Origin of the sequence: Amaricoccus sp. (genome assembly GCF_047602525.1) — a bacterium.
Classification (GTDB): Bacteria; Pseudomonadota; Alphaproteobacteria; order Rhodobacterales; family Rhodobacteraceae; genus Amaricoccus.
The window spans coordinates 3694787-3714737 of record NZ_JASGHB010000001.1 but is presented as its reverse complement, the minus strand read 5'-3'; the positions used below and the strand labels follow the sequence as shown (position 1 = coordinate 3714737).

General features: G+C 71.8%; 21 protein-coding genes and 1 pseudogene. 7 read left to right on the top strand and 15 right to left on the bottom strand.

Annotation, left to right across the window (positions count from 1 at the left end; all coding sequences use genetic code 11):
- The 9 genes from QM699_RS18965 to fabA all read right to left on the bottom strand — a co-directional run bounded on the left by QM699_RS18965 (position 1) and on the right by fabA (position 7472).
- Positions 1–372 carry a 4a-hydroxytetrahydrobiopterin dehydratase gene (locus QM699_RS18965; protein ID WP_415012555.1) on the bottom strand — a complete coding sequence of 124 codons (372 nt, stop codon included), beginning with the start codon at positions 370–372 and terminating at the stop codon, positions 1–3.
- Positions 369–1004, bottom strand: coding sequence for a glutathione S-transferase family protein (locus tag QM699_RS18960; RefSeq protein WP_415012554.1), 636 nt, complete (start codon positions 1002–1004; stop codon positions 369–371). The genes QM699_RS18965 and QM699_RS18960 overlap by 4 nt, the downstream gene beginning before the upstream one ends.
- Before the next feature lie 64 nt (positions 1005–1068).
- Positions 1069–2253 carry a GNAT family N-acetyltransferase gene (locus QM699_RS18955; protein ID WP_415012553.1) on the bottom strand — a complete coding sequence of 395 codons (1185 nt, stop codon included), beginning with the start codon at positions 2251–2253 and terminating at the stop codon, positions 1069–1071.
- Between the two features lie 66 nt (positions 2254–2319).
- Positions 2320–3096 carry a glycerophosphodiester phosphodiesterase family protein gene (locus QM699_RS18950; RefSeq protein ID WP_415012552.1) on the bottom strand — a complete coding sequence of 259 codons (777 nt, stop codon included), beginning with the start codon at positions 3094–3096 and terminating at the stop codon, positions 2320–2322.
- The gene (locus QM699_RS18945) at positions 3093–4067 is read right to left on the bottom strand and encodes a threonine ammonia-lyase (protein WP_415012551.1); all 975 of its coding nucleotides are present in this window, start codon (positions 4065–4067) and stop codon (positions 3093–3095) included. Before QM699_RS18945 ends, QM699_RS18950 begins: the two co-directional genes overlap by 4 nt.
- Entirely contained in the window at positions 4064–4906 is an 843-nt protein-coding gene (locus QM699_RS18940; protein WP_415012550.1) for an alpha/beta fold hydrolase, read from the bottom strand. The genes QM699_RS18945 and QM699_RS18940 overlap by 4 nt, the downstream gene beginning before the upstream one ends.
- Before the next feature lie 19 nt (positions 4907–4925).
- Positions 4926–5732, bottom strand: coding sequence for an enoyl-ACP reductase (locus QM699_RS18935; RefSeq protein ID WP_415012549.1), 807 nt, complete (start codon positions 5730–5732; stop codon positions 4926–4928).
- The gene (fabB, locus tag QM699_RS18930) at positions 5722–6951 is read right to left on the bottom strand and encodes a beta-ketoacyl-ACP synthase I (protein WP_415012548.1); all 1230 of its coding nucleotides are present in this window, start codon (positions 6949–6951) and stop codon (positions 5722–5724) included. Before fabB ends, QM699_RS18935 begins: the two co-directional genes overlap by 11 nt.
- A 14-nt stretch (positions 6952–6965) precedes the next feature.
- Complete coding sequence (fabA, locus tag QM699_RS18925) at positions 6966–7472, bottom strand: bifunctional 3-hydroxydecanoyl-ACP dehydratase/trans-2-decenoyl-ACP isomerase (protein WP_415012547.1); 507 nt, start codon at positions 7470–7472, stop codon at positions 6966–6968.
- Positions 7473–7665: 193 nt separating this feature from the next.
- Between fabA and irr the strand changes: the two genes are divergently transcribed.
- From irr to glyS, 3 genes and pseudogenes are all read left to right on the top strand, one after another.
- Positions 7666–8109: a Fur family transcriptional regulator Irr gene (gene irr, locus QM699_RS18920; protein WP_415012546.1), complete on the top strand. Its 444-nt coding sequence runs from the start codon at positions 7666–7668 to the stop codon at positions 8107–8109.
- Positions 8110–8421: 312 nt separating this feature from the next.
- Positions 8422–9624, top strand: a complete 1203-nt coding sequence (gltS, locus tag QM699_RS18915; RefSeq protein WP_415012545.1) for a sodium/glutamate symporter — start codon at positions 8422–8424, stop codon at positions 9622–9624.
- Positions 9625–9632: 8 nt separating this feature from the next.
- Positions 9633–11844 (top strand): annotated as a pseudogene (gene glyS, locus QM699_RS18910) (glycine--tRNA ligase subunit beta).
- Positions 11845–11966: 122 nt separating this feature from the next.
- Here glyS and QM699_RS18905 read toward each other — a convergent pair.
- Genes QM699_RS18905 through QM699_RS18895 form a run of 3 tightly spaced genes read right to left on the bottom strand, consistent with a single transcriptional unit; the run spans position 11967 to position 13678 of the window.
- Positions 11967–12254, bottom strand: a complete 288-nt coding sequence (locus QM699_RS18905; protein WP_415012544.1) for a hypothetical protein — start codon at positions 12252–12254, stop codon at positions 11967–11969.
- Complete coding sequence (locus tag QM699_RS18900) at positions 12254–12943, bottom strand: metal-dependent hydrolase (RefSeq protein WP_415012543.1); 690 nt, start codon at positions 12941–12943, stop codon at positions 12254–12256. Before QM699_RS18900 ends, QM699_RS18905 begins: the two co-directional genes overlap by 1 nt.
- A 51-nt stretch (positions 12944–12994) precedes the next feature.
- Entirely contained in the window at positions 12995–13678 is a 684-nt protein-coding gene (locus QM699_RS18895) for an FAD-binding domain-containing protein (protein WP_415012542.1), read from the bottom strand.
- A gap of 127 nt (positions 13679–13805) precedes the next feature.
- On the opposite strand from QM699_RS18895, the gene gatC reads away from it, so the two are divergent.
- Genes gatC through QM699_RS18880 form a run of 3 tightly spaced genes read left to right on the top strand, consistent with a single transcriptional unit; the run spans position 13806 to position 16211 of the window.
- The gene (gatC, locus tag QM699_RS18890) at positions 13806–14093 is read left to right on the top strand and encodes an Asp-tRNA(Asn)/Glu-tRNA(Gln) amidotransferase subunit GatC (protein WP_415012541.1); all 288 of its coding nucleotides are present in this window, start codon (positions 13806–13808) and stop codon (positions 14091–14093) included.
- A complete protein-coding gene (gene gatA, locus QM699_RS18885) occupies positions 14090–15574 on the top strand; it encodes an Asp-tRNA(Asn)/Glu-tRNA(Gln) amidotransferase subunit GatA (protein WP_415012540.1) in 1485 nt (494 codons plus the stop codon). Before gatC ends, gatA begins: the two co-directional genes overlap by 4 nt.
- Before the next feature lie 46 nt (positions 15575–15620).
- A complete protein-coding gene (locus QM699_RS18880) occupies positions 15621–16211 on the top strand; it encodes a hypothetical protein (protein WP_415012539.1) in 591 nt (196 codons plus the stop codon).
- On the opposite strand, the gene QM699_RS18875 is transcribed toward QM699_RS18880, so the two are convergent.
- Positions 16193–16825, bottom strand: a complete 633-nt coding sequence (locus QM699_RS18875; protein WP_415012538.1) for a hypothetical protein — start codon at positions 16823–16825, stop codon at positions 16193–16195. The genes QM699_RS18880 and QM699_RS18875 overlap by 19 nt on opposite strands.
- Positions 16826–16851: 26 nt before the next feature.
- Here QM699_RS18875 and QM699_RS18870 point away from each other — a divergent pair, with 26 nt between their 5' ends.
- Positions 16852–17520 (top strand): N-acetylmuramoyl-L-alanine amidase, encoded by a 669-nt coding sequence (locus QM699_RS18870; RefSeq protein ID WP_415012537.1) that lies wholly within the window; start codon positions 16852–16854, stop codon positions 17518–17520.
- A gap of 7 nt (positions 17521–17527) precedes the next feature.
- On the opposite strand, the gene QM699_RS18865 is transcribed toward QM699_RS18870, so the two are convergent.
- A complete protein-coding gene (locus QM699_RS18865; RefSeq protein ID WP_415012536.1) occupies positions 17528–18235 on the bottom strand; it encodes a uroporphyrinogen-III synthase in 708 nt (235 codons plus the stop codon).
- A complete protein-coding gene (locus tag QM699_RS18860; protein ID WP_415012535.1) occupies positions 18232–19746 on the bottom strand; it encodes a glycosyltransferase family 39 protein in 1515 nt (504 codons plus the stop codon). Before QM699_RS18860 ends, QM699_RS18865 begins: the two co-directional genes overlap by 4 nt.
- Positions 19747–19951 lie beyond the last annotated feature (205 nt).

Sequence of the window (19951 nt, the reverse complement as noted above, 5' to 3'; positions counted from 1 at the left end):
CTACTCGCCGTCCCCATGCTGCAGCTTGCACAGGCACTCCACCGGCTCCGAGTGGTCGCGCTGCACCTCCGCCGCATCCCCGGCGAGCGTGTCCATCCGTCGGGCAAGGTCGAGGTCGAGCCGCGACAGCCCGTCGCACGCGTGGGTGGTCAGCGTCACGTCCACCACGTTGTAGACGTTGGTCCATTCCGGGTGGTGGTTCAGCTTCTCCGCCACCAGCGCCACGCGTGTCATGAAACCCCACGCTTCGGAAAAGCTGCGGAATTTCCAGATCTTGCGCAGGGCGTCACGCTCCGGCACCGCGCCCCAGCCGGCGGCCCCGAGGGCTGGCAGCAGCTCGGACCGCTCGCCGTCGCTCAGGCGATAGGTCATGCGCCGGCTTCCTCGGGCTGCTTCGGCATCAGCGCGTCGTCGATCTCGCGGGCGCGGACCGCAGCCGGGCGGCTTTCCAGACGCTCGGCGTAGTCGGTGAACGCGCGGCGGGGCGGGATTGTCCTGAAGCGCAGGCCCCAGCTCACGTGCGCGCCGACATAGACGTCGGCGGCACTGAACCGATCGCCGGCGATGAACGCCCGTCCGTCAAGCGCCGCCTCGAGCGCGTCGAGTACATTGTCGAGCGTGCCATACCCCACCATGCCCCGCCGCTCCTCCGGCACCGTGACGCCGAGCGACGCGTCGGTGATCGCCGCCTCGATCGGCCCGGCGGCAAAGAACAGCCATCGGTAGTAGGCACCCCGCCGCGCAGGCTCGGGGGCCAGTCCCGCGGCCGGGAAGGCGTCGGCGAGATAGGCGCAGATCGCCGCCACCTCGCTCACCACCTGGTCGCCGTGCACCACGACCGGAACCTTGCCCATGCGGTTCAGCGCGCGGAAGGCGTCGGTCTTCATCGCAGGGCCGAAATCCAGCAGCTCGGTGCGATACGGCTGCCCGACCTCCTCGAGCATCCATCGCACGATGCGGCCCCGGGACATCGGGTTGGTGTAGAAGACGAGTTCGTCGGCCATGGGGCCTCCCTGTCCGCTGCAGCACGCAGCCTAGTCTTTTTCCAACGCCGGGCAAACCACCGGCTCAGTCCGGCTCGGGCGTCTCGCCGCCGCGCCGGAACGGGCCGTAGGCGGTCAGGACCTCGATCTCCTGATCCACCGCCCGCTCCTCGGCGCGCAGGTGCTGCGCCACCGCCCGCGCGAACCCTGCGTCGGCGATCCAGTGCAGCGACTGGGTCGGCGCCGGCAGATAGCCGCGGGCGAGCTTGTGCTCGCCCTGCGCCCCGGCCTCAACCCGGGCGAGGCCGTGCGCGATCGCCCAGTCGATCGCCTGATAATAGCAGAGCTCGAAGTGCAGGAACGGGTGCTCCTCGGTGCACCCCCAGTAGCGCCCGAAGAGCGTCTCGCGGCCCAGGAAGTTCAGCGCGGCGGCGACCCAGCGTCCGCGGCGGCGGGCCAGCACCAGCAGGATGTCGCGCCGCATGGTCGCCTGCATCCGGTCGAAGAACGCCCGGGTCAGGTAGGGCTGCCCCCATTTCCGGCTGCCGGTGTCCTGATAGAATTGCCAGAACGCGTCCCAGTGCTCCGGCAGCAGGTCGTCGCCGGTGAGCGCCACGATCTCGCCGCCGAAATCCCGCGCCCGCTCGCGCTCCTTGCGGATCGCCTTGCGCTTGCGGGACGAGAGATCGGCGAGGAAGGCGTCGAAGTCGCCATATCCCCGGTTCAGCCAGTGAAACTGCTGCGTCGTCCGGCCGAGCAGGCCGACCTGCTCTCCCCATTCCCGTTCCGCCGCGGTGCAGAAGGTGACGTGCAGGCTCGACACCTCCATGCGCTCGGCGAGGTGCAGCGCGCCCTGCAGCAGCGCCGAGCGGCCCTCCGCCTCCAGGCCCGGCCGGGTCAGGAAACGCCGCCCGGTCGCGGGGGTGAAGGGCACCGCGGCCTGCAGCTTCGGGTAGTAGGCGCCGCCCGCGTTCTCGAAGGCGTGCGCCCAGTTGTGATCGAAGATGTATTCACCCTGGCTGTGGGTCTTGGCGTAGAGCGGCAGGACGCCGATCACGGTGCCGCCGCGCCGCGCCACCAGATGCCGCGCGATCCAGCCGGTGCCGCGACCGACCGAGCCCGAGTCTTCCAGCGCGGCGAGGAAGCGGTGGGTGGTGAAGGGATCGACCGGGGTTGCACCGCCGTCGCCGGCACACGCGTCCCAGTCGTCCGCGGCGATCTCGCCGAGGGAGCCGAGCACGGTGAGTTCGATCGAGGCGCCGCCATCCATCGCCTTGAGGAGATGGTCGCTTGTGGCGCCGCGTCAACCGCTGCCGGCGTCGCAGGTGAGACCTGCTCACAGCGCGGCGAGATATCCCTCGAACGTCACGTTGTCGGCGACCCGCCGCGCCTCGGCCTCCTCGGCCGGGCTGCGCACCGTCCAGGTCAGGACCGGCAGGCCCCGTGCCTTCAGGCCGGCGACGAGCGGGCTCGCGAGGTCGTGCCGGTCGTGCGAGATGAAGGCGCCGCCAGCGGTGGCAAAGCCCGCGAGCGCCGCCACCAGCTCCGCCCGGCGATAGTCCGGCACCGACAGGTCCGGGTCGTCGTAGTCGCAACTGGTCAGGCCGCGCGGGCAACCGGGCAGCGCCGCGCCGACGGCCGCCACCGAATGCGGGTTGAACGACATCACCGCCACCGGCCCGCCATAGCCCGACAGCAGCGCCGCCACCCGCGACTCGAGGGGCCCGACATCGGGACCGAGCGCGCCGTCCTGATCCTTGATCTCCACCAGCAGCGGCACCCGGCCGGCGACGAGCGCCAGCACCTCGGCAAAGCTCGGGATCGTCTCGCCATCGGCGGCGCCCGAGAGCGGAATGGTCGCGAGACTTGCCGCGTCGTAGTCGTGAACCAGCCCCGGCCGATCGGTCAGCCGCGGCATCTCGTGATCGTGGAACACCATCGCCTCGCCATCGGCGCTGCGCTGCACGTCGAGCTCGATGCCATAGCCACGCGCGATCGCCGCCCGGAACGCCGCGCGGCTGTTCTCGATCACCCCGGCCGCCCGGTCGTGCAGGCCGCGGTGCGCCAGCGGCAGACGCAGGAAGCTCGCGGGCAATGGCGGCGACGGGTTCACGGCTCGCCCCCGCCGATCGCGCGCAGGAAGACCCCGGTCGCCACGTTGCCGCCGGAGGCGACGCAGATCACCGCATCCCCCGCGAGGGCCTCGCGCCGGAACAGCGCCGCCGCCAGCGCGACGGCCCCGCCCGGCTCGACCACCACATGCAGGTGGCGGAACGCGGCCGCCACCGCCGCCAGCGCCTCGTCGTCGTCGACCGCCAGCCCCGGCCCCGCCAGCCGCTGCAGCAGCGGAAAGGTCAGCACTCCGGGCCGCGGCGTCAGGATCGCGTCGCAGATCGAGCCGGTGGTGGCCGCATTCGCCAGCCGCTCGCCCGCGCGGAGCGAGCGGGCCATGTCGTCGAAGCCGGCGGGCTCGACGGTGCGGACGCGCAGGCCGGGCGCCTCGGCCTCGAGCGCCAGCGCGGTGCCGGCGGAGAGCCCGCCCCCGCCGCAGCAGACCAGCACGTCGGCACGCGTCACGCCGGCCTCCGCCGCCTGCCGGGCGATCTCCAGCCCGACCGTGCCCTGGCCAGCGATCACGTCCGGATGGTCGAAGGGCGGGATGAGGCTGAGGCCGCGCTCGGCCGCGAGGCCGGCACCGAGCGCATCGCGGTCGTCGCGGCCGCGATCGTAGAGCACCACCTCGGCGCCAAAGCCTCTCGTCCCCTCGATCTTCACCGAGGGCGCGTCCGACGGCATGATGATGACGGCCGGCGCGTGGTGGGCGGCGGCGGCCCAGGCGACGCCCTGCGCGTGGTTGCCGGACGAATAGGCAAGGATGCCGCGGCGCCGGTCGGCCTCCGAAAGGCCGGAGATCGCCGCCCAGGCGCCGCGCGCCTTGAACGAGCCCGTCACCTGCAGGCATTCCGCCTTCACCAGCACGCGCCGGCCGGCGCGGCGGTTGAGTCCGGGCGACTCGAGCAGTGGCGTGACCCGGATGCCCCACGCCCGCGCCGCGGCGGCGCGAATCGCGGCGATGTCGGTCATCCCTTGCCGACCTCGGCCATCAGCGCATCGAAGGCGGCGAGCGCCTGCGGCTCGTCGAGGAACGGCACGTGGCCACGGTCGGGGACCTCGGCCTCGATCAGCCCCGGGTGACGGCGGGCCATCTCGGCGACGGTGGCCGGCGACAGCAGGTCGGAGTTCGCGCCGCGCACGACCGCGACCGGCAGGCCGGCCAGCGCGTCGAACAGCGGCCAGAGGTCCGGCGCGGGGGCGTCCGGCGCGGGAAACCCGGCGGCGAGCGCGTCGCGGATCTTCGGATCGTAGTTGAGCACGAGCCCGTCCGGGCCCTGGTCGAACCAGCGCTCGGCGAGGCTCAGCCACTTGCCGGGCGACAGCCACGGGAAGCGGGCGCCCATGCGCTCCTCCAGCGCGAAGGCCGCCTCGGGATAGGTCTTCACCGTGGGGGCGGTGCCGAGATACCCCATGATGTTGCCGAGGCCCTCGGCCTCCAGCACCGGGCCGACGTCGTTGAGCAGGACGCCCGCGAGCCGACCCTTCACCGTCGCGGCGAGAACCATCGCGATGAGCCCGCCCCGCGAGGTGCCGACGATCGTCACCTGCGGCAGCCCGAGGAAATCGAGGAACTCCACGACGTCGCGGGCCTCGATCATGAGGTTGTAGTTCTGCCAGTCGGGATCACGATCCGAGCGGCCCCGGCCGCGGAGGGTGAGCCGGATCAGCCGGACGCGGCCGGCGAGCGCGGCGGCCAGCTCGTCGAAGTCGCTGCCGTTGCGGGTGAGGCCGGGCAGGCAGAGGACCGCCGGGCCGCTCCCCTCCTCCTGCCAGTCGAGACGGAGGCCGTCGGAGGTGGTGAAGCTCATGGGCGGCCTCCCGCGGGGGTCAGAGATATTCCGGCTGGGCCATGCCGAGGATGTGGAAGCCGCCGTCGACGAACACCACCTCGCCCGTCACCGCCTGCGACAGCTCCGAGGCGAGGAACACGGCCGTGCCGCCCACCGCCGCCAGCGACGCGTTCTGCCGCATCGGGGCATTGCGCTCGGTGACGTTGTAGACCTTGCGCGCGCCGGCGATCGCCGCACCGGCGAGCGTGCGCATCGGCCCCGGGCTGATCGCGTTCACCCGGATGCCGTCGGGCCCGAGGTCGTTGGCGAGGTAGCGCACCGACGCCTCGAGCGCGGCCTTTGCGACGCCCATGACGTTGTAGTGCGGCGTCACCCGCTGCGCGCCGATGTAGGTGAGCGTCATGATCGAGCCGCCGCGCGACATGAGCGGTGCGGCGCGCCGGGTGAGCTCGACGAGGCTGTAGCACGAGATGTCGAGCGAGTGCAGGAAGTTGCCCCGGGTGGTCGCCATGAACTTGCCGTCGAGCTCGTTCTTGTCGGAGTGGGCGATGGCGTGGACGAGGATGTCGAGCCCGCCCCACTCCGCCGTCACCGTCTCGAACAGCGCGTCGAGCGAGGCCGCGTCCTGCACGTCGGCCGGCACGATCATGCTGGCGCCGACGCTCTCGGCCAACGGGATCACCCGGCGGCCGAAGCCGTCGCCCTGGTAGGTGAAGCCAAGCGTCGCCCCCTGTGCCGCGAAGGCGCGCGCGATGCCCCAGGCGATCGAATGATCGTTCGCAACCCCGAGGATCAGCGCCCGCTTGCCCTTGAGCAGCTCGCCCGGAACCGGCTCACCCGGCATGGCGGCTCAGGATCAGGGAGGCGTTGGTGCCCCCGAAGCCGAAACTGTTGGTCATCACGCTGTCGAGCCCCGCATTGTCCACCCGCTTCAAGGCAATCTCGCCCGGCCGGATCCCTGCGTCCAGTGTCTCGACGTTGATTGAGGGCGCGATGAAGTCATCCCGCAACATCAGCAGCGAATAGATCGTCTCCTGGGCGCCGGCGGCGCCCTGGCTGTGGCCGGTCATCGACTTCGTCGAGCTGATCGGCGGCACGCTTCCCTCGCCGAAGACGCGGCGCACGGCCTCGACCTCGGAGACATCGCCGACCGGCGTCGAGGTGCCGTGCGCATTGATGTAGCCGACCCGGCGGCCTTCCGGCAGCGAGGCGAGGGCAAGCCGCATCGCCCGCTCACCTCCGGCACCGGAGGGCGCGACCATGTCGTGCCCGTCGGACGACGCGCCATAGCCCGTCACCTCGGCATAGATCTTCGCGCCGCGGGCCAGCGCGTGCTCGCGCTCCTCCAGCACGACGATGCCGCCGCCGCCGGAGATCACGAACCCGTCGCGGTCGGCGTCGAACGCCCGGCTCGCCCGCTCGGGATCGTTGTTGTAGCGGGTGCTCATGGCGCCCATGGCGTCGAACAGGCACGAGAGCGTCCAGTCGAGCTCCTCGCCGCCGCCGGCGAACATCACGTCCTGCTTGCCGAACTGGATCTGCTCGACCGCATTGCCAATGCAGTGCGCGCTGGTCGAGCAGGCCGAGGTGATCGAGTAGTTCAGGCCCTTGATGCGGAACGGCGTCGCGAGGCAGGCCGAGACGGTCGAGGACATGCAGCGGGTGACCATGAACGGCCCCATCCGCTTCGGGCTGCCCTTCTCGATCACCGTCTGGTGCGCCTCGAACATGTTCCGCGTCGACGGTCCGCCGGAGCCGGCGATGAGCCCGGTGCGCTCGTTCGAGACGTCCGAGTCCTCGAGCCCGGAATCCTCGATCGCCTGCTTCATCGCGATGTAGGCATAGGCCGCCCCGTCGCCCATGAAGCGCAGCTGCCGCTTGTCGATGTGCTCGGTGACGTCGATCTTCAGGCTGCCCTGCACGTGGCTGCGAAAGCCGTGCTCGGCATAGTCCGGCGCAAAGCTGATGCCGGACTTGCCGGCCCGCAGCGAGGCCAGCACCTCGTCGGCATCATTGCCGATGGAGGATACGATGCCGATTCCGGTGACGACGACGCGGCGCATGCGCGTCCCTCCTCTCAATCGGTGAAGAGGCCAACCTTCATGTCGGTGGCCGTGTAGATGGTCTCGCCGTCGGCCTTCATGATCCCGTTGGCGATGCCGAGCTTCAGCTTGCGGTCGATGACGCGGGTAAACTCCACCGTGTACTCGACGAGCTTCACCTGCGGCGTGACCATGCCGGTGAACTTGACCTCGCCCACCCCGAGCGCGCGGCCGCGGCCGGTCATCCCGCGCCAGCCGAGGTTGAAGCCGGTGAGCTGCCAGAGGGCATCGAGCCCGAGGCAGCCCGGCATCACCGGGTCGCCGATGAAGTGGCAGCCGAAGAACCAGAGGTCCGGCCGGATGTCGTATTCGGCGACGACGTGGCCCTTGCCGTGCGGCCCGCCATCGGCCGAGATCGAGGTGATGCGGTCCATCATCAGCATGGGCGGCGCCGGCAGCTGCGGATTGCCGGGCCCGAACATATCGCCGCGGGCGCATGCCATCAGGCCGTCGTAGTCGAAGCGCGTCGGGCGATCTGTCATGAGGGCATTTCGGTCATGTGCAAGCCCGGCCTCCCCCGCCGGAACATCGCCGGACCTCTAGCACCCGCGCCGCGGCCGGCGCAAGACCGGAACCCCCCGGCAGAAATGTCAAAGGTATTGCCCGGGACGGGTGGAGGACTGGAAATCCGCCCCGCGTTCTGCTTATTTGACAGACGATCGGAGGACGCCCGCCATGATGCCAGCCAGAACCACGGATCGCAGGCCCGCCCGGGTCCGGGCGACCGCGTGGCTTGCCGGCGGCGGCCTGCGCCCGACGCGCCAGCGCCTTGCGCTGGCCGAACTCCTGATCGGCGACGGCCGCAACCGCCACGTCACCGCCGAGGGCCTGCACGCCGCCGCCGCGCGGCAGGATTCGCCGGTCTCGCTGGCGACGGTCTACAACACGCTCCGCGCGTTCTGCGAGGCCGGACTGATGCACGAGGTGACGGTCGACGGCAGCCGCACCTATTTCGACACCCGCGTCGACGAGCACCCGCATTACTACTGGGAAGAGGACGGCAGCCTGACCGACGCCCCGAACGACGCGGTGAAGCTGATCGGCGAGGCGATCATTCCCGAAGGCGCCGAACTCGACCGCATCGACGTGGTGATCCGCCTGCGCCGCCGGGCGGAGTGACGGGCAGGCCCCCGCGCGCCCGGAGACCCGGCCGGCAGGGCGCCAAGCCAAGCTTTCGCGCGCGATTCGACTGATGCAACCAGCGAACGCGCTGTGTTCGACGCACAGGACCGCGCGGAAGCCGTCAGGCGCGAAACCCTCTGCCGACCTGTCGCCCGCCAGATCGGTCCGGTGCTCCCGTTTTCAGGAAACGTCCCGTGCCGGGCTCTTTCCGGCCGCGTGAACACGGTCCGTGCGCGCAGCACCCGCGATTGACCCGCCGCCCGCCCGCGCGCTATGGAGCGCGGCGCCCGCCGCAGGAGCCCGTTTCCCGTGCCGCAGATCCAGTTTCCCGACTTCATGGCCGTCACCATCGGCCTTGTCGCCTATCTGATCGGCGAGGCGATCAACGACCGCGTGCCGCTGCTGCGGCGGTTCAACATCCCCGATGCGGTGACGGGCGGCCTGCTCGTCGCGCTGTTCTTCCTCGCGCTGCGCCAGGTGGGCCTCGTCGAGGTCAGCTTTGACACCCACGCCCGCGACCTGCTTCTGCTGATCTTCTTCACCGGCGTCGGCCTCAATGCCCGCATCGGCGACCTGCTCTCCGGTGGCAAGCCGCTCGGCATCCTGATCGCCGTCACCGCCGCGCTGCTTGTGGTGCAGAACGTCGTCGGCCTTGCGGCGGCGTGGATCACCGGGCTGCCGGCCGGCATGGGCGTGGTATTCGGATCGGCCTCGCTGCTCGGCGGGCACGGCACGATCATCGCCTGGTCGCCGGAGCTGACCCAGCGCGGGCTGGCCGGCGGGCCGGAGATCGGCATCGCCATGGCGACCCTCGGCCTCGTGGTCGCCAGCGTCATCGGCGGCCCGCTCGGCCGGGCGCTGATCGGCGGCAACAACCTCGTCTCGACCGAGACGGAGGTGAACCCGGTCGGCCTCTCGGAAGGCGACACGGTCGAGCCGATCACCCGCAACGCGCTGATGCGGACGCTGCTCTGGATCTTCACCTGCATCACGCTCGGCTACCTGCTGCAGCGGACGGTGCTGTCGTTCGGCCTGATGCTGCCGCTGTTCGTGCCCTGCCTCATCGTCGGCATCATCGTCGGCAACGTGATGCCGTGGGTGCCGTTCGTCCGTCCGATCAGCCACACGCCCGCGCTCAGCCTCGTCTCGGAGTTCGCGCTCGGCGTCTTCCTCGCCGTCTCGCTCATGGCGCTGCAGCTCTGGGCGCTGGCGGGCATGGCCGGCACCCTGGCCGCCGTTCTGCTGGTCCAGACCGCCATTGCCGTCGCCATCTCGTGGTTCGTCGTCTTCCGCTTCCTCGGCCGCGACTACCGTGCCGGCGTGATGTCGGCCGGCTACGCGAGCTTCGTCATCGGCGCGACGCCCACCGCCATCGCCACCATGACCGCGGTGACGAAGCAGTACGGCCCGTGCCAGACCGCGTTCATCGTCCTGCCGCTCGTCTCCGCCGTCTTCGTCGACCTGGCGAACGCGCTGGTGGTGCAGGGCTTCCTCCACCTCTTCGCCGGCTGATTCCCCCGATGCCCGACCTGCTCCTCGAGCTCTTCTCCGAAGAGATCCCCGCCCGAATGCAGGCGAAGGCCAGCGCCGACCTGCGCCGCCTCGTCACCGACGGCCTGGTCGAGCGCGGCCTCACCTACGCCCATGCCGCAAGCTTTGCCACGCCGCGGCGCCTGGCGCTGGCGATCGAGGGCCTCGCCGACGCCTCGCCGCGCCTGACCGAGGAGCGCAAGGGGCCGCGGGCCGACGCGCCGGAGAAGGCGATCGAGGGCTTCCTGCGCGCGACCGGCCTCGGCCGCGACGCGCTGCAGACCCGGGCCGACAAGAAGGGCGACATCCTCGTCGCCGTCATCGACCGCCCCGGCCGGCCGGCGGCGGAGATCGTCGCCGAGACCGTCGAGGCGGTGGTCCGCGACTTCCCCTGGCCGAAGTCGATGCGCTGGGGCTCCGGCTCGCTGCGCTGGGTGCGCCCGCTGCAGTCGATCCTCTGCATCCTCACGACCGAGGCCGGCGCCGAGGTGGTGCCCTTCGAGATCGACGGTATCGCGGCCGGCGACGTGACCCGCGGCCACCGCTTCCACGCGCCCGCGCCCTTTGCCGTCACGTCGTTCGACGACTACGCGGCAAAGCTCGCGCGCGCCCACGTCCTGCTCGACCCGGCCGAGCGCGCCGCGAAGATCGAGCACGACGCCCGCCAGCTCGCCTTCGCCAACGGCCTCGAACTGGTGGAGGATCCGGGCCTGCTCGCCGAGAACGCCGGCCTCACCGAATGGCCGGTGGTGCTGATGGGCCGCATCGAGCCGCGCTTCCTCGACCTGCCGCCCGAGGTCGCCACCACCTCGATGCGCGAGAACCAGAAATTCTTCTCGCTGCGTGACGCCGGGGGCCGGACGACGGCGTACCTGATCGTCGCCAACCGCGAGACCGCCGACAATGGCGCGACGATCGCCGCCGGCAACGCCCGGGTGCTGACCGCGCGCCTCGCCGACGCGGAATTCTTCTGGCAGAACGACTTGCGCACGCCCCTGGCCGACATGGCCGCGAAGCTCGACGCGGTGACGTTCCACAACAAGCTCGGCACGCAAGGCGAGAGGATAGAGCGGATCGCGATTATCGCCCGCATCGTCGCTGGCCAAGTCGGCGCCGACCCCAACCTTGCAGGGCAGGCGGCCCGGCTTGCGAAAGCCGACCTCGCGAGTCAGATGGTCTACGAATTCCCAGAAGCTCCAAGGGACGATGGGCCGATATTACGCGCTCCGCACTGGCGAGCCCGAGGCCGTCGCCAACGCCGCCGCTGAACACTACCAGCCCACTGGTCCGTCCGACGCCGTTCCGACGTCGCCGGTCTCCGTTACCGTGGCACTTTCTGACAAGCTGGACATGCTGACTAGCTTCTGGGCCATTGACGAGAAGCCGACAGGCTCGAAAGACCCCTTCGCTCTCCGCCGCGCCGGGCTCGGGATTATTCGATTGGCCATTGGGAACCAGTTCCGACTACCACTGCGTCAAATTATTAACCTCTTGATCGGCGGCTGGGAGGGTTACTTTATTTCTCGAATACAGCAGGCGCCATTTCTTGATCTAATAGCGCATAGCGGCAATGTAGGCATCGGTCAGGCTGCCTTCGAGGTGTTGCTGTCCGAATACAACAAGGCGAGCGAAAGAGCGGCGACGGCAGACATTCAAGAAGCGGCTGCTGAGAAGTCCGCTGACCTCCTCGCCTTCCTCCACGATCGCCTCAAGGTCTACCTCCGCGACCAAGGCATCCGCCACGACGTCATCGACGCAGCGCTCCCGATGCCCGGACAGGACGACCTCGTGCTCCTCGTCGCCCGGGTCCGGGCGTTGCAGGCGTTCCTCGCAACCGAGGACGGGGCAAACCTGCTCGCCGGCTACAAGCGGGCGGTGAATATCCTGACGCAGGAGGAGAAGAAGGACGGCGTCGAGTATTCGCTCGATCCCGACCCGCGCTTTACCGAGACGCTGGAGGAAGGCGCGCTGTTCGCCGCGCTCGACGCCGCCGAGGCGGCGCTGGCGCCGGCGCTGGCGGCCGAGGACTTCGGCGGCGCGATGGCCGCCCTCGCCGGGTTGCGGGCGCCGATCGACGCGTTCTTCGAGACGACCGTCGTCAACGCCCCTTCCGCCACCGTCCGGCGGAACCGCCTCTGCCTCCTGAACCGGATCCGCGCGGTGATGAACCGCGTGGCGGTGTTCGGCGCGATCGAGGGCTGAAGGCTTTCAGCCGACCTCGCGGCGCGGTCGTCGCGCCAGCCTGCCAACGCTCGAACTATGGCACCCGTGGGACTACGTGCGGCGTGGCCGCCAGCGGCCGCAGCTTCTCGGTTGGTCGTGCCTCAGCGGCGCAGATCCGCGACCTGCGCCTCCCATTCCGCCCGCGGGTCCGCGCCGGCGCGCGCCACGCCGGCCCGGCGATACCAGTAGTCGGAATTCCCCCGGTCGCCCTCCACCCAGTGCAGCAGCGCATGCACCCGGTCGAACGCCGCCACGCCTTCGCTCGCCTGCGCGATCTCGTGCGCCCGCGCCCAGGCCGGCCCGACGGTGAAGTCGCCCTTCGCCAGCCACCAGAGCGCCACCTCCGGCTGCGTCAGCTCGACCGGCAGCGCATCGCGGGTGAGATCCATCACAGCACCACCTCCTCCATCACCTCGGGCGCCAGCACCGCCACCCCCGGCAGCCCCGCGCGCAGCGGCTCGGCCGACTGCTCCAGCAGCGGGAACGTGCGGTAGTGGCAGGGGATCACCGTGCGGAAGTTGAAGAACGTGCGCGCCGCGAACGCCGCCCGCTTCATGTCCATGGTGAAATGCCCGCCGGCGCAGAGGATGCCGATCTCCGGGTGATGCAGCGCCTCGAAGACGCCCATGTCGGCCATCACGTCGGTGTCGCCCGACAGGTAGATGGTCCGCCCCTCGCCCTCGATCATGTAGCCCGCTTCGGTGCCGGCATAGACCGGCCCGTGCGGGCCGCCGAACGAGGAGGAGTGCGTCGCCGACACCATCGTCACCGCCACGTCGCCGAGCCTCACCGTGCCGCCCTTGTTGAAGCCGATCACCTCGATGCCGTGCTCCTGCTGCCACCAGGTCACGAGGTCGTAGATCCCGACCACCGGCACCTGCTTTTCCGCCGCGATGGCGATGGTGTCGGCGATGTGGTCGAAATGCCCATGGGTGACGAGAACATGCGTGACGCCTTCGATCGCCTCGCCCCGCCGGCCGGCGTCGAACAGCGGGTTACCGATCCACGGGTCGATCAACAGCACCTGATTGCCGATTTCCAGGCGGAAGCCGGAATGTCCGAGCCAGCGAAGCTTCATCGCGGGGTCCCCTCTCTCGAATGCCCTCTGCCGACTACCACCCCGGCGCGCTCAGCGGAACGCCTCGTAGGCCGCGAGCGCGCGCTTGCGCCCCTCGCCCGCCTCGATCAGCGGCTCCGGCGGCGGCGCCCCGGGGTCGAGCTTCCAGTGGCGCGGCGCGGCGTCGAAGAACGCCCGTGCGTCCGGCTCGCCCGGATCGAGGAGGCGGCGGCGATAGGCGCCGTCGGGATCGTAGGTCTCCGCCTGCCGCACCGGGCTGAACACCCGGAAGTACGGCGCGGCATCCGGCCCCGACCCCGGCACGTAGCTCAGCGCGGCCTTCACCCAATCCCGGATCGCCAGCGCCAGCGCCCCGCCGGAGAGCCCGGCGAACTCCGTGTCGACGAAGCCCTGGAATGCCTCCGACGGCACGTAGCGCGACTCCATCAGGTAGCGCACCACGTCGCCGGGCACCTCGTGCGTCGGCACCTGCCGCATCGCCGCGAGATCCGGCTCCGCCCGGTCCACCTCCACGCTCGCCCGGTAGTGGCAGCGCAGCCGGTCGCGCACCCGCACCCAGGCGCGTTCGCCCACCAGATCCTCCCCGGGGAACCGCGAGAAGCTCTCCGGCGCGCGGATGTCGAGCTTCGCGTCGAGGATGCGCTGATCCGCCCGCGCGGCCGCCTTGATCTGCAGCAGGATCGTCGTCAGATCCTCCACCGCATAGTCCAGCCGCACGTCGATCTTCAGCCGCATCCGCCCACTCTTTCGCCATGACGTGAACCGCAGCAACGCCACCCGCCGGATACGGGTTCCGCCCGTCGTCTTGCACCGCGGCAATGCGCACGCTAAAGCGGGCGCCGATCCGACCGCGGAGGCCCCCATGTCGATCGACGAGCAGACCGCGCGCCGGGTGGCGCATCTCGCGCGCATCGAGGTCGAGGATGCCGCGCTGCCGGCACTGGCGACGGAACTCAGCGCCATCCTCGGCTTCATGGAGCAGTTGCGCGAGGTGGACGTCGACGGCGTCGAGCCGATGACCTCGGTCACGCCGATGTCCGCGCCGCTGCGCGAGGACGTGGTGAACGACGGCGGCGACGCCGCCCGCGTGCTCTCGAACGCCCCCGCCGCCCGCGACGGGTTCTTCACCGTGCCGAAGGTGGTGGAATGACCGACCTCGCCAAGCTCACCATCGCCGCCGCCCGCGACGGCCTGCGCTCCGGCGCGATCGGCGCCGTGGAGCTGACCGACGCCTGCCTCGCGGCCGCCGGGGCCGCCACGGCGCTCAACGCCGTCACCGCGCCCACCCCCGACCTCGCCCGGGCCCAGGCCGGGGCCGCCGCGCAGCGCCTGAAGGCCGGCGACGCGCCCGACCTCTGCGGCATCCCGCTCGGCATCAAGGACCTGTTCTGCGTCGACGGCGTGCAGAGCCAGGCCGCCTCGCGGATCCTCGAAGGCTTTCGCCCGCCCTACGAGAGCACCGTCACCGCGAAGCTCTGGGCCGCCGGCGCCACCTGCATCGGCAAGCTGAACATGGACGAGTTCGCCATGGGCAGCTCGAACGAGACCTCGGTCTACGGCCCCGTGGTCAGCCCGTGGCGCGGCGAGGGCGACACGGCCCTCACCCCCGGCGGCTCCTCCGGCGGCTCGGCGGCGGCGGTCGCGGCCGACCTCTGCCTCGGCGCCACCGGCACCGACACCGGCGGCTCGATCCGCCAGCCCGCCGCGTTCACCGGCATCGTCGGGGTGAAGCCGACCTACGGCCGGGTCTCGCGCTGGGGCGTCGTCGCCTTCGCCTCGTCGCTCGACCAGGCCGGCCCGATGACCAAGACCGTGCGCGACGCCGCGATCATGCTCAAGGCGATCTCGGGCCACGACCCGAAGGACTCGACCTCCGCCCCCCGCGCCGTCCCCGACTTCGAGGCCGCGCTGACCGGCGACCTGCGCGGCCGGAAGATCGGCATCCCCCGCGAGTACCGCGTCGACGGAATGCCCGCCGAGATCGAGGCGCTGTGGCAGCAGGGCGCCGACATGCTGAAGGCCGCGGGCGCCGAGATCGTCGACATCTCGCTGCCGCATACCAGGTACGCCCTGCCCGCCTACTACGTCATCGCGCCCGCCGAGGCGTCCTCGAACCTCGCCCGCTACGACGGCGTGCGCTACGGCCGGCGGGCGAAGATCGGTGCGAACGAGGGCATCACCGCGCTCTACGAGCGCACCCGCGCCGAAGGCTTCGGCCCGGAGGTGCGCCGCCGGATCATGATCGGCACCTATGTGCTGTCCGCCGGCTACTACGACGCCTACTATCTGCGCGCGCAGAAGGTTCGCACGCTCATCAAGCGCGACTTCGAGGCGGCGTTCGAGGCCGGCGTCGACGCGATCCTCACCCCTGCCACGCCCTCCGCCGCCTTTGGAATCGGCGCGATGGCGAACGCCGATCCGGTGGAGATGTACCTCAACGACGTCTTCACGGTGACGGTGAATCTCGCCGGCCTGCCCGGGGCCGCCGTGCCCGCCGGCCTCTCCGCGCAGGGCCTGCCGCTCGGGCTGCAGGTGATCGGCAGGCCATGGGGTGAGGCAGAAATGCTGGATGTTGCCTTCGCGATCGAACAAGCGAGCGGTTTTGCTGCAAAACCGTCGAAATGGTGGTAAGACCGCCGCAAAGCGAGCGGGCTTAACGCGAAAGGCAGGCTACTAGATGCGGATTGTGGCGGTGGTTTTGTGCGCGGCGCTCGCCGGATGCACCAGCAGCGTGGTGTCGGTGCCGAGTGATGCGAACGTGACCGAGGTGCCGCTCACCGGCAGTGCGTCGAGCTATGGCTCGGCGAGCCTCTCGGGCGAGCCGCATCCGGAGGGGCCGATGATCCCGCCCGTCGGCGCGCCGTCCGCCGACGGCACCGGCGCGGCGCTCGATCAGGACCGCATCAACCTGATGCAGTGGACCCTCGCGCAGCAGAAGATCGACGCCGCCAAGGCACAGGCCGACCTCGACGACGCCCGCCGGCAGCTCGTGGTGTTCCAGCCGACCAACGTACCCTCGGAGAACGGCGTCAACGTCGCGCTCTACGCCAAGCAGTCGACGAATCGGGTGGGCGAGAAGGTGTACGACCGCTCGGTCGGCGCGCGCGTGTCCAGCATCGGCGCCTGCGGCCACTATCGGTCCGACGACGACGCCCAGCGCGCCTTCCTGGCCGCCGGCGGGCCGGATCGCGACCCCAACGGCCTCGATCCCGACGGCGACGGCTTCGCGTGCAAGTGGGATCCGGCGCCTTACCGCGCGCTCAACTGAGCTTCGGCGCTCGGGTGCAGTCCCGGCGCGTATCCTGCGGCGAGCACCGCCCGCACGGCGGCCGGCGTGACCGCGACCACGGGCGCGTCTGCGGGTGCGTCCCGCGCGGGCGTGTAGCCGCCGAAGCTCCACGCCAGCGCGCCCCCCGGCACGCTGAGGCGGAACCCGCCGTCGAGCCGGAAGACCGCCCCCGGCGGCAGGCTGCCGCGCGGCACCGTGTCGGGCGGCCGCAGCCGCTCGGCGTGCAGCACCCGGTCGATCTCGCCAGCGCGCGGCGGCGCATCGAGCCCGTGCGCCCGGGCCCAGGCCGCGGCGAAGGCCAGTGCCTCGGCCCGGCGGCACTCGAAGCAGGGACGATGGCCGGCGGCCAGCGCCGTTGCCTCGTCGAGAAAGAAGATCTCGGTATAGCCCGCGCCCATCACCGCCCGCTGTCGCCCGTGAAACGTCAGCCGGCAGGCGATCCACGCCCGGCTGCGCCATCGCGCGGCCCCGAGCGTCCCGTCTGCCCAGTGCAGCCGCCCGCCGCGATTGCCCATCAGGAGCCCGCGCGCGTCCACGGCGTGCAGGCTGCCGTCCGGCGCGGCGCGGTTCTGCAGCGGCGAGGGACGGGGCATCGGCGGACCTCCACGGGCATCAGGCCATGCGCCTGATCCGCGCGTCCAGCCCGAATTTCGGCCCCCGCCGCGACGGCCTCCGGCCGACATTGGTCGTGCTGCACCACACGGCGATGCAGACCGCCGAGGCCGCGGTCGAGCGCCTGTGCGACCCGGGGGCGGAGGTCTCCGCCCACTGGGTGATCGGCGGCGACGGCACGCTCTGGGCCCTCGTCGACGAGGCCGAGCGGGCGTGGCACGCGGGCGCAGGCAGCTGGCAGGGGCGGGGCGACGTGAACTCCCGCTCGATCGGCATCGAGCTCGCCAACCCCGGGCCGCTCGCCGGCTGCCCGCCGTTCCCCGAGCCGCAGATGGCGACGCTCGAGGCGCTGCTCGACGGGATCCGCGGCCGCTGGGGCATCGGCGCCCCGGGTGTGATCGCACATTCCGACATGGCCCCGGGCCGCAAGGCCGATCCCGGCCGGGCGTTCGACTGGCGCCGCCTCGCCCTCGGCGGCCGCGCGGTCTGGGTGCCCGAGCGCGCCGCCCCGGGCGGCGAGCCGGCGTTTGCCGCCGCCGCCGAACGCTTCGGCTATCCGCTCGCGGACGCCGGCCTCGCCGACGTGCTGGCCGCCTTCCGCCTGCGCTTTCGCCCCTGGGCGAGCGGCCCGTTGTCCCCCGAGGACGTCGGCACGGCCGAGGATTTGCCCGCCTGACGGCCGGTCAGGGCTGGTCGAGTGCGTCGAGCGCCGCGAGCATCCCCTCGCGTCCCGGGCCCGGCGCCACGACCCGCCGCCCCGCCACCGGCACCGCCGCCGCCACCGCCGCGCTGAGGCCGACCACCGTGACCGCGCCGAGATCGAGGCCCGCCACCGCCTGGGCGAACGCCCGTGCCGTGCGCGGCGAGAACAGCGGCACCACCACCGGGTCGCCGCGGGCGATGATCCCCTGCGCCTCGGGCGGAAGCGGCAGCGTGACCTGCTCGTAGAGCTCCGCCGCCCGCGCCGGCACGCCCCGCGCCGAGAGCGCGCCCAGCAGGTCGCCCGCCGCGTGCCGCCCGCGGACGTGCAGCAGGTCGCCCCCGCCCGGCCGCCACCAGCAGGCGGCGAGCGATGCCAGCGCGTCCACGTCCCCGTCGGCCGACAGCGCCTCGAAGCCCGCGTCCCGCGCCGCCGCCGCGGTCATCGCGCCGACGCAGAGCGCCGGCAGCCGCCGCTCCGGGCTGGCCGCCGCGAACGCCTCCACCCCGTTCGCCGAGGTGAAGAGCAGCCCGCCGACGCCCGCGAGTTCGACCGGCCCCCCCGCCGGCGCGATGGCGAGGAGGGGCGCGACGACGACCGGCGCGAAACGCCCGGGCAGGCGCCGGGCCAGCGCCGCGGCGAAGTCCGCCGACTGCGCCGCCGGCCGCGTCAGGATCAGCGCCCGGCTCACCGCACGACCTCGGCCAGATCGGCGTCGAACGGCTCGTCCGGTTGCAGCGGAAACGCCCGCGTCACCCGGCCGGCCGGCCGCAGCGCCACCGGCCCGCCCCAGCGTCGCCCCAGCGCGTCCGTAATCTGCCCGCCCCGGTCGCCGTCCCACCACACCGCCACCACCTGCGCCCCGTCCGCTGGCGGCGCGCCGGGATCGTCGGTGCCGACCACCGGCAGGTCGGGCCGCAGGTAGACGAGGTTCCCGGCGAGCCAGCTCGGCGCGGCCACGATCCGCTCCGCCCCGGGAAAGCGCGCCGCGATGTCATCGGCCAGCGCCGCCACCGGCGCCCGGTTCAGCGCCGGATTGCCCGGCTCGCCGTAGCGGATATTGATGCCGAGCGCGACGAACACCACCACCGCCAGCACGCCGATGGTCCGCAGCAGCGCCCGCGCCCCGCCCGCGCCGATCGCCTGCAGCAGCCGCACCGCGACGAGCGGCGCCGCGAGATAGACCACCGGCAGCAGCCAGAGCCGGCGGATGTTGGTCGTCCCGCTGAGCAGCACGCCGGCCGCCGCCATGGCGAGCCCGATCAGCACCGCCCGCAGGATCAGCCGGTCGAGAGTCGTCCACGGCCCCGGCGTCTCCCGCTCGCGCCGCCGCAGCAGCAGCAGGATGCCGCCCGCGACCAGCAGCGACAGCGCCAGCAGGTCGACCAGCGCGCGCGCCAGCGCCGCCAGGCCCGCCACCGCCGCCGCGCCGCCGGCCTCCGCCATCTGCAGCTTGTGGGCCGACGCGAATGCCAGCTCCGGATGCGCGAGCGCCCAGCGCAGCGGCAGCGCCACCAGCGCCGCTGCGATCGCCGCCGCCAGCAGCAACCCGACGACGGAAATCCGCGACCTCAGCTCCGCCAGCGTCAGCGCCGCGAGCACCAGCGCGGCCGGGACGATCAGGACGTTCGGCTTCGCCAGCAGCCCGAGCCCGGTCAGCAGCCCGAGGAGCGCCCAGCCACCCCGCGCGCCGGCCAGCGTCCGCGTGACGAACACCAGCACCGTTGCCGCCGCCAGCGCCGTCGCGAGCACCGAGTGGGTCAGGTCGCGCTGGCTCTCCCACGAGATTTGCGGGATCAGGAACAGCGCCAGCGCCGCGGGCCCGGCCACGCGCGCCGGATGCGCGCTGCGCAGCAGCCGCCAGACCGCGAGGTAGGTGGCCGCCAGCGCCAGGTTCTTCAGGAGCGAGAGCGCCAGTAGCGGGTCGGGAACAAGCTTGAGGAACCCCCACTGCAACCAGGAATAAAGCGGCGGTTGCGGCCCGTAGCCAAGCGCGAGCTGCCGGCTCCAGAGCAGGATCTCCGCCTCGTCGAGGTTGAGCCCGCCGCCGAGCAGGCGGCGCCACGCGACCTGCAGCGCGAAGTAGCCGCAGATCACCAGCGGCCAGTTCAGCTCCGGCCAGTTCGGCTCCGGCCCGTTCGGGCCCGGCTGCGCCCCGGAAACGGTGGCCGGACCAGCGCCAGACGTCCGGGCTGTTGCCAACGCCGCCTCCCCTCCATCGTCAGGATCGGGCGTAGTGCGCCGACACTCTTGCGACAAGACGTATCGCGCCGGCACCGCCAACCCGTCGTGCCCGATGATCTCGGCGCGCCAGTCCCGGCGAGAGGCTGCCGCGTCATCTTGGCGCGCCGAAAGCCCTTCGAAGATGACAGTTCGCTGAAAGGTTGCCTCGGCAAGGCCAAGATCC

Excerpts from the sequence above, each read along its gene's own strand:
- QM699_RS18965 (WP_415012555.1), bottom strand. The coding sequence starts at position 372 with ATGACCTATCGCCTGAGCGACGGCGAGCGGTCCGAGCTGCTGCCAGCC.
- QM699_RS18960 (WP_415012554.1), bottom strand. The coding sequence starts at position 1,004 with ATGGCCGACGAACTCGTCTTCTACACCAACCCGATGTCCCGGGGCCGC.
- QM699_RS18955 (WP_415012553.1), bottom strand. The coding sequence starts at position 2,253 with ATGGATGGCGGCGCCTCGATCGAACTCACCGTGCTCGGCTCCCTCGGC.
- QM699_RS18945 (WP_415012551.1), bottom strand. The coding sequence starts at position 4,067 with ATGACCGACATCGCCGCGATTCGCGCCGCCGCGGCGCGGGCGTGGGGC.
- QM699_RS18940 (WP_415012550.1), bottom strand. The coding sequence starts at position 4,906 with ATGAGCTTCACCACCTCCGACGGCCTCCGTCTCGACTGGCAGGAGGAG.
- QM699_RS18935 (WP_415012549.1), bottom strand. The coding sequence starts at position 5,732 with ATGCCGGGTGAGCCGGTTCCGGGCGAGCTGCTCAAGGGCAAGCGGGCG.
- fabB (WP_415012548.1), bottom strand. The coding sequence starts at position 6,951 with ATGCGCCGCGTCGTCGTCACCGGAATCGGCATCGTATCCTCCATCGGC.
- fabA (WP_415012547.1), bottom strand. The coding sequence starts at position 7,472 with ATGACAGATCGCCCGACGCGCTTCGACTACGACGGCCTGATGGCATGC.
- irr (WP_415012546.1), top strand. The coding sequence starts at position 7,666 with ATGATGCCAGCCAGAACCACGGATCGCAGGCCCGCCCGGGTCCGGGCG.
- QM699_RS18905 (WP_415012544.1), bottom strand. The coding sequence starts at position 12,254 with ATGGATCTCACCCGCGATGCGCTGCCGGTCGAGCTGACGCAGCCGGAG.
- QM699_RS18900 (WP_415012543.1), bottom strand. The coding sequence starts at position 12,943 with ATGAAGCTTCGCTGGCTCGGACATTCCGGCTTCCGCCTGGAAATCGGC.
- QM699_RS18895 (WP_415012542.1), bottom strand. The coding sequence starts at position 13,678 with ATGCGGCTGAAGATCGACGTGCGGCTGGACTATGCGGTGGAGGATCTG.
- gatC (WP_415012541.1), top strand. The coding sequence starts at position 13,806 with ATGTCGATCGACGAGCAGACCGCGCGCCGGGTGGCGCATCTCGCGCGC.
- gatA (WP_415012540.1), top strand. The coding sequence starts at position 14,090 with ATGACCGACCTCGCCAAGCTCACCATCGCCGCCGCCCGCGACGGCCTG.
- QM699_RS18880 (WP_415012539.1), top strand. The coding sequence starts at position 15,621 with ATGCGGATTGTGGCGGTGGTTTTGTGCGCGGCGCTCGCCGGATGCACC.
- QM699_RS18875 (WP_415012538.1), bottom strand. The coding sequence starts at position 16,825 with ATGCCCCGTCCCTCGCCGCTGCAGAACCGCGCCGCGCCGGACGGCAGC.
- QM699_RS18870 (WP_415012537.1), top strand. The coding sequence starts at position 16,852 with ATGCGCCTGATCCGCGCGTCCAGCCCGAATTTCGGCCCCCGCCGCGAC.